Source organism: Stenotrophomonas mexicanensis, assembly GCF_032911605.1.
GTDB lineage: Bacteria > Pseudomonadota > Gammaproteobacteria > Xanthomonadales > Xanthomonadaceae > Stenotrophomonas > Stenotrophomonas maltophilia_A.
On the sequence record NZ_JAWJTG010000068.1, the window covers coordinates 1 to 12,839 of the forward strand.

The 12,839-nt window shown below is 68.7% G+C and carries 13 protein-coding genes; 8 read left to right on the forward strand and 5 right to left on the reverse strand.

The features are described from left to right. Positions 1 to 181: 181 nt before the first annotated feature. Together R1L06_RS19720 and R1L06_RS19725 are read right to left on the reverse strand one after the other, a co-directional pair. Positions 182 to 1,642 (reverse strand): NAD(P)(+) transhydrogenase (Re/Si-specific) subunit beta, encoded by a 1,461-nt coding sequence (locus R1L06_RS19720; RefSeq protein WP_317218546.1) that lies wholly within the window; start codon positions 1,640 to 1,642, stop codon positions 182 to 184. Continuing rightward, positions 1,639 to 1,959, reverse strand: coding sequence for an NAD(P) transhydrogenase subunit alpha part 2 (locus R1L06_RS19725; RefSeq protein ID WP_005408173.1), 321 nt, complete (start codon positions 1,957 to 1,959; stop codon positions 1,639 to 1,641). The genes R1L06_RS19720 and R1L06_RS19725 overlap by 4 nt, the downstream gene beginning before the upstream one ends. 98 nt (positions 1,960 to 2,057) lie before the next feature. On the opposite strand from R1L06_RS19725, the gene R1L06_RS19730 reads away from it, so the two are divergent. The 3 genes from R1L06_RS19730 to R1L06_RS19740 are packed head-to-tail and all read left to right on the forward strand — an operon-like array spanning position 2,058 to position 3,430. After that, complete coding sequence (locus R1L06_RS19730) at positions 2,058 to 2,642, forward strand: RNA polymerase sigma factor (RefSeq protein ID WP_080356593.1); 585 nt, start codon at positions 2,058 to 2,060, stop codon at positions 2,640 to 2,642. Next, a complete protein-coding gene (locus R1L06_RS19735; protein WP_032130086.1) occupies positions 2,639 to 2,965 on the forward strand; it encodes a hypothetical protein in 327 nt (108 codons plus the stop codon). The genes R1L06_RS19730 and R1L06_RS19735 overlap by 4 nt, the downstream gene beginning before the upstream one ends. A 3-nt stretch (positions 2,966 to 2,968) precedes the next feature. Then, positions 2,969 to 3,430, forward strand: a complete 462-nt coding sequence (locus R1L06_RS19740) for a DUF3106 domain-containing protein (RefSeq protein WP_125895497.1) — start codon at positions 2,969 to 2,971, stop codon at positions 3,428 to 3,430. Positions 3,431 to 3,530: 100 nt separating this feature from the next. On the opposite strand, the gene R1L06_RS19745 is transcribed toward R1L06_RS19740, so the two are convergent. After that, positions 3,531 to 4,610 (reverse strand): NAD(P) transhydrogenase subunit alpha, encoded by a 1,080-nt coding sequence (locus tag R1L06_RS19745; protein ID WP_049422877.1) that lies wholly within the window; start codon positions 4,608 to 4,610, stop codon positions 3,531 to 3,533. Between the two features lie 52 nt (positions 4,611 to 4,662). Beyond that, on the reverse strand, positions 4,663 to 6,984 hold the full coding sequence (gene pacR, locus R1L06_RS19750; RefSeq protein ID WP_317218547.1) for a PacR family protein: 2,322 nt from the start codon (positions 6,982 to 6,984) through the stop codon (positions 4,663 to 4,665). Positions 6,985 to 7,315: 331 nt separating this feature from the next. Between pacR and R1L06_RS19755 the strand changes: the two genes are divergently transcribed. Genes R1L06_RS19755 through R1L06_RS19770 form a run of 4 tightly spaced genes read left to right on the forward strand, consistent with a single transcriptional unit; the run spans position 7,316 to position 10,185 of the window. Beyond that, complete coding sequence (locus R1L06_RS19755; RefSeq protein WP_088028247.1) at positions 7,316 to 7,897, forward strand: nitroreductase family protein; 582 nt, start codon at positions 7,316 to 7,318, stop codon at positions 7,895 to 7,897. After that, entirely contained in the window at positions 7,894 to 8,844 is a 951-nt protein-coding gene (locus R1L06_RS19760; protein WP_317218548.1) for a 5'-3' exonuclease, read from the forward strand. The genes R1L06_RS19755 and R1L06_RS19760 overlap by 4 nt, the downstream gene beginning before the upstream one ends. Beyond that, positions 8,841 to 9,395 (forward strand): NUDIX hydrolase, encoded by a 555-nt coding sequence (locus R1L06_RS19765; protein WP_024957736.1) that lies wholly within the window; start codon positions 8,841 to 8,843, stop codon positions 9,393 to 9,395. Before R1L06_RS19760 ends, R1L06_RS19765 begins: the two co-directional genes overlap by 4 nt. Beyond that, positions 9,388 to 10,185 (forward strand): N-formylglutamate amidohydrolase, encoded by a 798-nt coding sequence (locus R1L06_RS19770; RefSeq protein WP_317218549.1) that lies wholly within the window; start codon positions 9,388 to 9,390, stop codon positions 10,183 to 10,185. Before R1L06_RS19765 ends, R1L06_RS19770 begins: the two co-directional genes overlap by 8 nt. A 65-nt stretch (positions 10,186 to 10,250) precedes the next feature. On the opposite strand, the gene R1L06_RS19775 is transcribed toward R1L06_RS19770, so the two are convergent. After that, positions 10,251 to 11,666 carry an MFS transporter gene (locus R1L06_RS19775; protein WP_317218550.1) on the reverse strand — a complete coding sequence of 472 codons (1,416 nt, stop codon included), beginning with the start codon at positions 11,664 to 11,666 and terminating at the stop codon, positions 10,251 to 10,253. A 105-nt stretch (positions 11,667 to 11,771) separates the two neighbouring features. On the opposite strand from R1L06_RS19775, the gene R1L06_RS19780 reads away from it, so the two are divergent. Beyond that, on the forward strand, positions 11,772 to 12,656 hold the full coding sequence (locus tag R1L06_RS19780; RefSeq protein ID WP_317218551.1) for a LysR family transcriptional regulator: 885 nt from the start codon (positions 11,772 to 11,774) through the stop codon (positions 12,654 to 12,656). The last annotated feature ends 183 nt before the right edge of the window (positions 12,657 to 12,839 follow it).

Here is a 12,839-nt window from a genome sequence, read left to right on the forward strand (position 1 = left end):
TAGTGCCGGCCGCTGGCCGGCAGAAGCGTGCGGACCAAGGTCCGCACCTACCCGATGCAACCACCACGCGTGGATTCGGTAGTGCCGGGCGCAGCCGCCATGCGTGGATGGGGGTAGTGCCGGCCGCTGGCCGGCAGAAGCATGCGGACCAAGGTCCGCACCTCCCCGATGCAGCCGCCGCTCAATGCCCGCCGTCGAGCGCCTTCAGTTCGCTCACCAGCGAGGCCGCCGCTTCCGCACCATCGCCGTACAGCATGCGGGTGTTGTCGGCGTAGAACAGCGCATTCTCGATGCCGGCAAAACCGGTGCCCTTGCCGCGCTTGATCACCACCACGTTGCGCGCGTTGACCACATCCAGCACCGGCATGCCGTAGATCGGGCTGGCCGGGTCGGTACGTGCCACCGGATTGACCACGTCGTTGGCACCGATCACCAGCACCACATCGGTGTTGGCAAATTCCGGGTTGATGTCGTCCATGTCGGCGATCAGGTCGTAGGGCACACCCGCTTCGGCCAGCAGCACGTTCATGTGCCCAGGCATGCGCCCAGCCACCGGGTGGATCGCGAACTTCACCTTCACCCCGCGCTGGCCCAACCGCTGCGCCAGCTCCCAGATCTTGTGCTGGGCCTGCGCCACCGCCATGCCATAACCGGGCACGATCACCACGCGTTCGGCGTAGGCCATCATCGCCGCGACGTCCGACGCTTCAATCGGCTTCTGCGCGCCAGTGATCTCCTGCGCTTCGCCGCCGGCGCCGCCGCCGAAGTTGGAGAACAACACGTTGCGGATCGGCCGGTTCATCGCCTTGGCCATCAGCCGGGTCAGCAGGATGCCCGCCGCGCCGACCATCATGCCGGCGATGATCAGCGCCTCGTTGCCCAGCACATAGCCTTCGAACGACACCGCCAGGCCGGTGAACGCGTTGTACAGCGAGATCACCACCGGCATGTCGGCGCCACCGATCGGCAGCGTCATCAGCACGCCCAGTGCCAGTGCCAGCACGAAGAACGCGACGATCGCCCAGGTGTTGAGCGTGCTGGCCGCGATGATCGCCAGCACCACCACCGCCAGTGCCACCAGCAGGTTCATCACCTGCTGGCCCGGCCAGGTCACCCGCTTGTCCAGGCGGCCATCGAGCTTGGCCCAGGCAATCACCGAGCCGGACAGCGACACCGCACCGATGGCCGCGCCGACCACCGCCAGCAGCAGCACCATGCCCGAGGGTTGGCGGGCAGCGAGGTCGGCCAGCGCCTGTGCGCTCCAGTGGCTGGTATCACGGTTGGCGAGGAAGGCGTAGCGCAGCAGTTCCACTGCACCGATGGCCGCGGCCGAGCCGCCGCCCATGCCGTTGTAGAGCGCCACCATCTGCGGCATGTCGGTGATGGCAACCTTGCCGGCCGACCACCAGGCCAGGCCCGCGCCCAGCAGCAGCGCCACCAGGATCAGCGGCACGTTATGCAGTTCGGGCAGGAAGAAAGTCGCCACCGTGGCCAGCAGCATGCCCAGCCCGGCCCAGCGGATGCCGCTGCGCGCGGTCAGCGGCGAAGCCATGCGCTGCAGGCCCAGCAGGAACAGCGTGGCGGCGACGAGGTAGCTGGCCTTGACCAGCCAATCGAGCAGTTCGACGGTGCTGATGTTCAAGCCTGCGGCTCCTTCGGCTCGTCCTTGCCGCCCTTGGGCGCGCTCGGCTTGAACATTTCCAGCATGCGCGCGGTGACCACGTAGCCACCGGCGGCGTTGCCGGCACCAAGCACCACGGCGAGGAAGCCCAGAGCTTTCTCCAGCGGTGTCTGCGCGTGCCCCAGCACCACCATTGCACCGATCAGCACGATGCCGTGGATGAAGTTGGAGCCCGACATCAGCGGGGTATGCAGGATCACCGGCACCCGCGAAATGATCACGTGGCCGGCGATGGCTGCCAGCATGAAGATGTACAGCGCTACGAACCCGTCACTCACCGGCAACGCTCCTGCTCTGTCTTCGTCGTCCCATCATAACCATGGGCTGAACCCGGTGCGCGCCCGGCGTCAACCGAAGCCGCGCTCACGCGTTGTCGATGGTGACCCCGAGCGAGGAACCGTACCCTGTGCTGGTGAGCAGCCCCGTCCCCCCGAGCGCCGAGACCGATGCCCTGCCGGCGTCGCTGGAGGCGTTCCTGGCCAGTGTTGGCCCGCGCGCGTTCCGCTTCGCCGAGGCCGGCCTGCGCCAGCGCGAAGACGCCATGGACGCGGTGCAGGACGCGCTGCTGCGCATGCTGGACTACGCCGACAAGCCGGCTGCCGAATGGGCCCCGCTGTTCTGGAGCATCCTGCGCCGGCGCGTGATCGACGTGCAGCGCCGGCGCCGCTTCCGACTGCCGTTCTGGCGCGACAACCAGGACGCCGACGGCGGCGAGATCGACTGGGCCGACCCCGGCCCGGACCCGGCACAGGCGCACGAACAGCGCCAGCAGTACCAACAGCTGGTGGACGCGTTGCGCCGCCTGCCCGCCCGCCAGCGCGAGGCCTTCACCCTGCGCGTGCTGCAGGACCTGGACGGGGCCACCACCGCCCGCGCCATGGGCTGCAGCGAAGGCGCGGTAAAAACCCATCTGGCACGCGCCCGCCAGGCGCTGCAGGATTATCTGGAGACCCACCCGTGAACCGCTCCCTGCCTTCCGATGACACCCTGCGCAGCCTGCACGCGCAGTCGCTGCACGCGCTGTCGCCGGCAACGCTGGCCCGGCTGCGCCAGGCTCGCCACGGCGCCACGGCCGCCCATCGCGGGCGCTGGCGCTGGTGGCTGGCCAGTGCCTGTTCACTGGTGGTGGCACTGGGTATCGGCCTGCAGTTCACCGGCCACGGCACCCTGACGGGCCCTGCGCCGGCACCTGTGCTTGCCTCGGCGGAAGACAACAGCGCGCTCTACGACGAAAATCCCGATCTGTACCTGTGGCTGGGCGATACCGACCTGGCGATGGAGTGAATCATGTCCCGACTGCACACCCTGCCCCTGCTGATGACCCTGTTGCTGCTGCCGGCCTTCCCGGCACTGGCGCAGAGCGCCGCGCCCGCCCCTGCCGCACGCCCTGCGCCGGCCGCACCGCTGCCGGCGTGGGAACACCTGAGCGAAGCGCAGCGCGAATCCCTGCTGGCGCCGCTGCGCGACCGCTGGAACAGCGCCGATGCCGGCCAGCGCCAGCGCATGCTTGCGCATGGCCAGCGCTGGCAATCGATGAGCCCGGAGGAGCGCGACAAGGCCCGCCGTGGCCTGCGCCGCTTCGAGCACATGAACCCGGAACAGCGTGAGCAGGCCCGGGCCCTGTTCGGTCAGATGCGGAACATGCCGCCGGAACAGCGCGACGCCCTGCGCGAGCGCTGGTCGCAGATGACGCCGGAACAACGCAAGGACTGGGTGCGCGACAACCCGCCGCCGGCGAAGCCGCGGTAACGCCGGCATCCGCAGGGTGGGTGCGGACCCTGGTCCGCACGCTGGGCCGTTCCTCCACGCATGGCGTGGATCTACCGGGAAGGCAACCGGCGCTACCGGCTCACGCCTGCCAGCGTGTCTTCGCCAGCAACTCGTCGTCCCAGTCGAAACTGAGCTCCCCTTCGCGCACGAACAAGGCGACGAAGTTGAGCAGGTTGCGCGCGTACATCTCGCTGGCCTGGGTCGCGCCGCGGCTGGCCAGGCCAAGCGGGCCATCGATGGTCACGCCCTGATGTTCGATGCACTGCCCCGGCTGGGTCAGTGCGCAGTTGCCGCCGCTCTCTGCCGCCAGATCGACAATGACGCTGCCGGTGGCCATGCCTTCCACCATCGCGGCAGTCACGATCGTCGGCGCCGGTCGCCCCGGTACCGCTGCCGTGCAGATCACCACATCCACGCTGCGCAGGTGGTCGGCCAGCCGGCGCTGCTGCTCGGCGCGTTCCTCATCGGTCAACGCACGCGCATAGCCGCCTTCACCGGCTGCACTCACACCAAGATCAAGGAAGCGCGCGCCCAGCGACTGGATCTGCTCGCGGGTTTCCGGGCGCACGTCGAAACCTTCCACCTGTGCACCGAGACGACGCGCGGTGGCGATGGCCTGCAGACCGGCCACACCGGCACCGATCACCAGCACCTTGGCCGGGCGCACGGTACCGGCGGCGGTGGTCAGCATCGGGAAGAAACGCGGCGCACGCTCGGCCGCGATCAGTGCCGCCTTGTAACCGGCCATGCCGGCCTGCGAGCTGAGTACATCCATCGCCTGCGCGCGGGTGGTGCGCGGCAGCTGCTGCAGTGGGAACAGGTGCAGGCGGTCGCCAGCGGCCAATGCCGCAAGCGCCGGATCACTGGCCGGAGTCAGCAGGCCGACCACGCTGGCAGCGGGCTTGAGCTGCTCCAGGACCGCCACCGGCGGTGCCTGCACGCACAGCAGGATATCGATCTCGGCCCAGCGACCTACATCGAACACACGTGCACCGGCGTCGTCATAGGCAGCATCGGTAAATCCCGCCGCCAGACCGGCGCCGGCCTCATACCAGACAGTGATGCCCAAGGCACCGAGCTTGCGCGCGGTTTCCGGCGTCAACGCCACGCGCCGTTCGCCCGGCGCGGTCTCCTTGATCCCCAGCAACGCCACGGCCATGCAGGTCCCCGCTGATCGGTGAGTTTTCCCGATCCTAGCAGGCGGCCACGGCTCAGTGCAGTGTTGCGCTGCCCGGGTCCAGCCGATCGATCACACCCTGCATCGCGCTGTCGAAGGCGCCATCGTCGACGTGGGCGCGCAGGCGGCCCAGCCGCACCATCACTGCCAGTTCTTCCGGCGAGGCCACGCAGAAGCGCACGCCGCGGCGGTTGACGAACAGCAGGCGCGAGGAAATCGGGCTGACCCAGGACAGCTTGCCGGCCTGCACCTTGCCGTCCTTGTCGACGAAGTCCAGCCAGTTGCCGATTTCCATGCGTCGGAAGCGGTCGGCGTCGGCGTTGTCGAAATCGTCGGCGTCGATCTGCCCGCCGAGCTCCACCGCTGGCGACTCAGCCACCGGTGGCGCCGGCAAGGCAACCTGCGGCAGCTCCGGCAGCGCGCGCTGCAGTTCCGGTCGCGATTCCGCAATGCCCTGCAGGGTGTCGTGCAGGGCGTCGATGGCACCGGTGGCGGCATCGCCGTGCACGCCGACGCTGGCAAATACCTTGGCCAGCACCGGCTGCCAGGCCTGCAGCCACGGCTTGCCGACGATCTGGCGGCGGGCCTCGGCCACTTCCTCCAGCAGGCCGTCAGCCAGGCTCAGTGCCTCGGCCACCGACGCGCCCTCCTCGCCCTCGCGCAGCAGCGCCAGGGTCAGGTGGTGCTGCCATGGCTGGCGCAGGAACTCAGCGATGGCCGGCGGCAGGGTGGCATCGCCGATGCGGCGATCCAGTTCGGCACCCGCCCGGCTGCGGGCCATTTCCAGCTTCTCCTGGCCGCGCTGCGTTTCGGCGGCGCGGCGCTCGGCGATCTCCACACGGCGGCGATGCTGCACAAGGAATTCGCGGAATTCTTCTTCCAGAGTCAGGAAGATCGCCAGGTTCTCGTTGAACTCGGCAACCAAGCGCTCGATGATTTCCTCGACCTTGGCCATCAGCATGCGCTCGGCCTGGCTTTCGCCGGTATTGCCCTCGCAGGCTTCGGCCAGCGAGTTGAGCAGCTTGCGGGCCGGGTGGGTCTTCTGCACGAACATGCGGCGGTCGAGCATCGCCACCTTGACGAAGGGCACCACCAGGCGGCCGATCAACTCGCGCGAACGGCCCTCCAGCTCGCGTTCGTCCAGCATCACGTCGAACAGCATGCCGACCAGATCGATCGCATCTTCGTCCTGCGGGTCCAGCCGGGTCTGGCCAGGATCGACGCCGAGACGGGTGGCGCTGGACAGCACTTCACTCTTCAGCCGCTGCGCCAGTGATTCGCCGTCCTCGCCGATGGCCGCACGCAGGGTGGCGCTGGGCGTGGCCTGCAGCAGCGACAGCACCGACATCATCTCGCGCTGGCTCAACGGGCGGTGCTGGCCAACCGCGACCTGCGCTGCCGAGGTGGCGTCCTCACGAACGTGACGGGTCTGCTGCAGCAGCTCATGCAGGGCCTCCAGCAGCATTCCCTGCTGGCCGGCATACGCCTCGCCGTTGCCGGCATCCTCGCTCCCGAGGTGCTGCTGCATGTGGCCACGGCGCTCGGACCAGCGCGCAGCGAAGCGCTGTGCCCAGGCCGGCGCGGCCTGTTCATCATCGCTGAATTCGGATTCGAAGCCCGCCGCGTGGCGCGGCTCGACCAGATCGTCCGACCCGGGCGCCATGCGCGGGTCGGGCGCGGCAGACAGTGGACGCCGCGGCGCCCCCATCTGCGACATCACGCCAGCGGCGGCCAGCTGCTCGTCCAGCTTCTCGTAGATGCGGCCCACCGGCGCGCGCAGGTCGCGCTCACACAGCTTGATCAGCACCAGATGCACTTCCGGGGCCAGCTCGCAGCCGGCAAAGGCCTCGTGGATGGCCACGCCCAGGTGCTCGGGGCTGATCGGGTTGTGGTCGGCATCCAGTTCGAGGCCACCGATCAGCCGGCCCAGGCGGCGATCCAGCCGCGCCAGCACCGGCTTGAAGTCGCGCAGCAGCACGGTAGCGAAGTTGCGCACCGCCAGCCGCGATTCCAGTACATGTTCAGCCAGCAGGCTAAGGCCATCCTCGGCCGGCCCGGACAGGGTGGCTTCGGCCGACAACGGCTCGCCACTGGCCAGTGCATCCCAGGCCCGCTGCAGGTGGCCGGCGAAGGCGGCGGCGATGTCCTCACGGCGACGGCGCAGCTCGCGCATCGCATCCAGGAACAGCAGCTGCGACGAGCCAGCATTGCCGGCGCGGTCGAACAGTGCATCGTCGAAACGCGCCAGTGCGGCCCCGAACGCCAGGCACAGCGCCGGCAGGACCATGTCCCGGGCACGCTGAAGCTGGACCGGGTCACGGCCCGGCGATCCCATCGGTGTGGGCGCGCTCATCATTCGGGAAGGCTCCCCACCTTCTCTGGTACGACAGACAGCATGGACATCGCGACGGCCGGCACACCCCATGTACCGGTACGTCGATGGTAGGCCGGCCAGCCCGTCACGGACAGTGAAACAGTCCTCACTTCAAACCTCATGACCGGCGGCCCGGCAAGATAGATATCGTAAGCCGTGCGAGGCCCACGAGGCGAGAGGAAGCGGTCGTCCCTTTCCCGCCAGTGGCATGATGTTCATCACAGTTTGATATTCAGGGGCGGGACGCGACACAGACGGCGTCATTGACCACCCCGACTATAATCAAACACCCGTGATGACCGGTTCAGACTCCATGCCCGACCCCGCTGCCCTGCTTGCCCTGGATGCCCGCCGCTCGGTGCCCTCGCGGCAACTGGGCGAGCCCGGACCGGATCCAGCCACCCTGCAGCGCATGCTGGCCTCGGCCGTGCGCGTGCCCGACCACGGCAAGCGCGTACCGTTCCGCTTCCTGAAGATTGCCGGCGATGCACGTCACACTCTGGGCGACTTCCTGGCCGAGCGCAGCCGCCAGCGCGACCCGCATGCCGGCGAGGCGGTATTCGAGAAGGACCGCCAGCGTTTCAGCCATGCGCCGCTGGTGATCGTGGTGGTCGCCAGCCCGCGCCCGGACCCGAAGGTGCCCGAACAGGAACAGCTGATGACCGCCGGCTGCGTCTGCTTCGCCCTGCTGCAGGCCGCGCAGGCGCTGGGCTTCGGTGCGCAGTGGCTGACTGCATGGATGGCCTTCGACCCGGTCGTGCAGGCACATCTGGGCCTGGCCGAAGGCGAAGGCATCGCCGGCTTCATCCACATTGGCACGCCCAAGGCCGATGTACCCGAACGCGAGCGCCCCGATCCGGCGGCCCTGCTGCGCGACTGGACGCCACCGGCATGACCCTGCCGGCTCCGCCGCCGTCGCTGTACCTGGTTGATGCCAGCATCTACGTGTTCCGCGCCTGGCATTCGCTGCCAGACCAGTTCCAGGACGCGCAGGGCTGGCCGACCAACGCCGTGCACGGCTTCGCCCGCTTCCTGCTGGACCTGCTGGAGCGCGAGCGCCCCCGGCACATCGCCATCGCCTTCGACGAAGCGCTCGACAGCGGCTTCCGCCATCGCCTGTACCCTGCCTACAAGGCCAATCGGGACCCGGCGCCGGAAGCGCTCAAGCGCCAGTTCGTACACTGCAAGGCGCTGTGCGCGGCGTTGGGCCTTGCGGTGCTTGCCCACCACGAATACGAAGCCGATGACCTGATCGGCAGCGCCCTGCACGTGCACCGTGGCAGCCACCGCGGGGTGATCATCTCCGCCGACAAGGACCTGTCGCAGCTGCTGCTGGATCACGACGAGCAGTGGGACTACGCACGCAACCAGCGTTGGGACGTAGCCGGAGTGAAGGCGCGGCACGGCGTGCACGCGCACCAGATCGCCGATTACCTGGCACTGTGCGGCGATGCGGTGGACAACATTCCCGGTGTCAGTGGTGTCGGCAGCAAGTCCGCCGCCGTGCTGCTGGCCCACTTCGGCAGCATGGATGCGCTGTACGAACGCCTGGACGAAGTGCCGTTCCTGCGCCTGCGCGGCGCGGCACAGATGGCGGTGCGCCTGCGCGAACAGCGCGAGCACGCCCAGCTCTGGCGCCAGCTGACCACCATCGCGCTGGACGCGCCGCTGGACGGCAGCCAACCCGGTCTGCTGCGCCAGGCGGCCGACCCGGAGCTGCTCGGTGGCCTGTGCCAGACCCTGCGCTTCGGCCCGATGACCCGCCGCCGGCTGTTCGATGCCGCCGGTGTGGCCGACCCCGTTCCCACTCCATCCTTTTCCAATTCCAGCGAGCCCGCATGAGCCAGCGCAACACCGAAGCCCCGCGTGTCGTCTATGAAGGCAAGTACCAGCGCATGCTGGTGCGCGGCACCTGGGAATACAGCGAACGTACCCACGCCGGTGGCCTGGCCGCCATCATCATCGCCGTCACCCCGGAGGACAAGGTGCTGTTCGTCGAGCAGTTCCGCGTGCCGCTGCAGGCACCCACCATCGAGATGCCGGCCGGCCTGGTCGGCGACATCCACGCCGGCGAATCGATTGAAGTCTCGGCCGTGCGCGAACTGGAAGAAGAAACCGGCTGGACCGCCGATCACGCCGAAGTGCTGATGATCGGCCCGACGTCGTCCGGCGCCAGCAGCGAGAAGATCGCCTTCGTACGCGCTACCGGCCTGCGCCGGATCGGCGAAGGTGGCGGCGATGACAGCGAAGACATCACCGTGCACGAGATTCCGCGCGCGCAGGCAGCGGCGTGGCTGGTGCAGAAGATGGGCGAAGGCTACGAGCTGGATGCCAAGCTGTGGGCCGGCCTGTGGATGATCGAGCACCACCTGGACGGGCGCCCGCGTGGCTGACGCCGGCCTGCATGCACTGCCGGCGCTACTTGGCGCTGACGATCCGGCGATCTACACCCTCCACCGGCCGCAGGGCGCTTCGCCGTACCTGCTGCTGGCCGACCACGCCGGCCAGCAGGTGCCGCGCGCCCTCGCCGGCCTGGGCTTGCCACAGGTCGAACTGGACCGCCACATCGGCTGGGACATCGGCATTGCCGGCACCACCCGCGCACTGGCCGAACGGCTGGATGCATGGGCGATCGAACAGACCTATTCGCGGCTGCTGATCGACTGCAACCGCCCACTGGCCTCGCCGACGCTGATTCCGGAAGTGAGCGACCACACCGTGGTCCCGGGCAATGCCGGGCTGTCGGCGGCGCAGCGGCAACAGCGCATTGATGCGATCCACGCGCCGTACCACGCACGCATCGACGCCGAACTGGACGCACGCCGCGATGCCGGTCGCCCCACCCTGCTGGTGATGATGCACAGCTTCACGCCAGCGATGAACGGCATGCAGCGGCCGTGGCATGCCGGCGTGCTGTACCACCAGGACACGCGCTTTGCGCATGCACTGCTGCAGGCACTGCGCGACGAAGGCGACCTGGTGGTGGGTGACAATGAACCCTATTCGGTCAGCAGCACCAGCGACTACGCGGTGCCGGTGCATGGCGAAGGCCGCGGGCTGGTGCACGTGGAACTGGAGATCCGCCAGGACCTGATCGCCGATGCCGCCGGGCAGCAGGCATGGGCGGAGCGGCTGGCGCGGATCTTCAGCGCGCTGCAACCGCAGTTGCTGGCATTGGGTTGAACGCGCGTGGATCCATCCCGGGTTGGTAGTGCCGGCCGCTGGCCGGCAACCTCAGGGTAGTTGGGTCATTGTGTTTGCCGGCCAGCGGCCGGCACTACCACTACTGTTGCCGGGCGCAGGCCCAGCGCGATCACCACGCCGAGCGCGGCGAACAGCGCGGCGCCGTACTGTGCATTGACCATGCCCTGCAACGCATCAGGGCTGGTTGCCGCCTGCGTGCCGCGCGCGGCATTGGCGACCATCACCAGTACCGCCAATCCCAAGGCGCCGCCGATCTGCTGGGCGGTGGCCGCCATGCCGGACGCGACGCCTTGCTGCGGACCCGGCACGCCCTGCCCGGCCACGATCCACATCGCCGTCCAGCTCATGCCCTGGCCGACGCTGAGCACTACGATGCCCGGCAACAGCGGCCAGTAGCTGGCGCCATGCGGCATCGCCAGGGCCACCGCGGCGATGCCGACGGCACCTGCGGCGAAGCCCCAGGCCAGCACCTGCCGTGGCGAACGGCGCCGCAGCATGCGTTCGGCAATCCGGATGCCGAAGGTGCACACCAATGTCGGCAGCAGGAAGGCCATACCGGCCTGCAGCGGGCTCCAGCCATAGCCATCCTGGAAGTAGAGCGCCAGGAAGTAGTACTGCACGCCATAGCTGCTCATGAAGGCGAAGGTCAGGCCGAGCGCCGCGCGCAGGCCGGGCAGGCGCAGCAGCGAAAACTGCATCAGCGGGTCACGGCTGCGCTTTTCGATCTGTACGAACACCGTCAACAGTACGGCTGAAAGCAGCAGGCAGATGAGCGTGGCCGGCGCAGTCCAGCCCCACTCCGGCCCCTGCACCAGGGTGGTAACCAGCAGGCTGCCGCCAGCGGTGACGGTGAGGCAACCGGCCAGATCGAATGAACGGCCCTGCACCCGTGGACCATCGGCCGGCAACCACCCGCCGGCCGCGACTGCACAGGCGGTGGCCAGCGGCACGATCACCGCCAGCACCGCCGGCCAGCCGAACGCTTGGGTCAGCACGCCACCGAGCAGCGTGCCCAGCGCCAGGCCGACCGCGCTGGCCATGCTCCAGATCGCCAGCGCACGATTGCGTATCGGGCCTTCGGCGTACAGCGTGTTGATCAGCGCCAGCGTGGCCGGGAACAGCAGCGCCGCCCCGACGCCTTGTGCGGCGCGCGCGATGATCAACAGCGTGGCGTTCGGCGCCAGCGCACCGAGCAGCGAGGCCAGCGCGAACAGCAGCATGCCCAGCCGGTAGAAGCGGCGGCGGCCGATCAGGTCGGCGGCGCGCCCGCCGAGCAGCAGGCTGCCGCCGAAGGCCACGGTGTAGGCACTGACCACCCATTGCAGCTGCTGCGCGTTGATCTGCAGCGCGCGACCCATGTCATGCAAGGCAACGAAGATGATGGTGGCATCCAGGGCGATGATCAGCTGGGCGGTGGCCAGCAGGGTCAGCGCCCAGCGCGGGTATTTGAGGGGAGGCATCGGCGGTCTGGCGCGGTGGGGGAGCGCAGTCTCATTGATGCGAGCCAATCAATAAACCCCTCCACGACCATATCTGTCATGATTTTCGGCATGAATGGAGCCTCGATGGACCTCAATGCGGTGCGCATGCTGGTGCAGGTGGCCGAAGCCCGCAGTTTCACCGTGGCCGCCGGCCAACTGGGCCTGAGCCAGTCCGGCCTGTCGCGCGCGATCGGAAGGCTGGAAGCCACGCTGGGGGTGAAGCTGCTGCAGCGGAACACCCGCAATGTGGCGCTGACCCCGGATGGCCGCCAGTTCGTCGAACAGGTGGCACCGCTGCTGGCCGGCCTGGACGATGCCGAGCGGCAACTGGCCGACCGCCCGTGCACGCCCTCGGGCACGTTGAAGATCAGTGCGCCGTCGATGTTCGGGCGCAAGGTGCTGGTGCCGATGCTGGCGCCGTTGCTGCAGCAGCATCCGCAGCTGCAGGTGGAAGCCGTGCTCAGCGACCGCCTGGTCGATCTGGTCGAGGAAGGCTTCGATGCCGCGCTGCGCACCGGCGTCATCGCCGACCAGCGCATCGTCGCGCGGCCCTTGCGGCCGCTGCGCTGGGTGACGGTGGCCAGCCCCGCCTATCTGGCCCGCTGTGGCGCACCGGACGATGTGGCCGCGCTGCAGGACCATGCCTGCCTGGCGGTGCGCAACCTGCGCAGTGGCCGGCTGGTGGACTGGCAGTTCCTGCAGGACGGGCAACTGCGCGAGTTCACGCCGCCGACGCGGATGGTGTTCGACAGCGGCGATCCGCTGGTGGAAGCGGCCATCGCCGGTATCGGCATCGTGCAGGTGATGGATTTCGCGGTGGCCGACGCCTTGGCCGATGGCCGCCTGCAGCGCGTGCTGCAGCCGTTCGAAGGCCGCAGCCGCGAACTGTCGTTGATCTACCCACCGTCGCGCCAGCATTCGCCGAAGCTGCAGGTACTGGCCGACGCGTTGCTGGCCGGGGATTGGTAGCGCCGGCCGCTGGCCGGCGTCTCCAGCAATCCAACCGTCTCAGGTTTGCCGGCCAGCGGCCGGCACTACCGCAGCCAGGCGTGGCCTGGCTCTACTGATCAGTGCACCGAACCCGGTCTGGAGCAGAGCCCCCTTGTTGTTCAAGGGGGCGCGCCGACAGGCGCGGGGATAAGGTGGAATGCG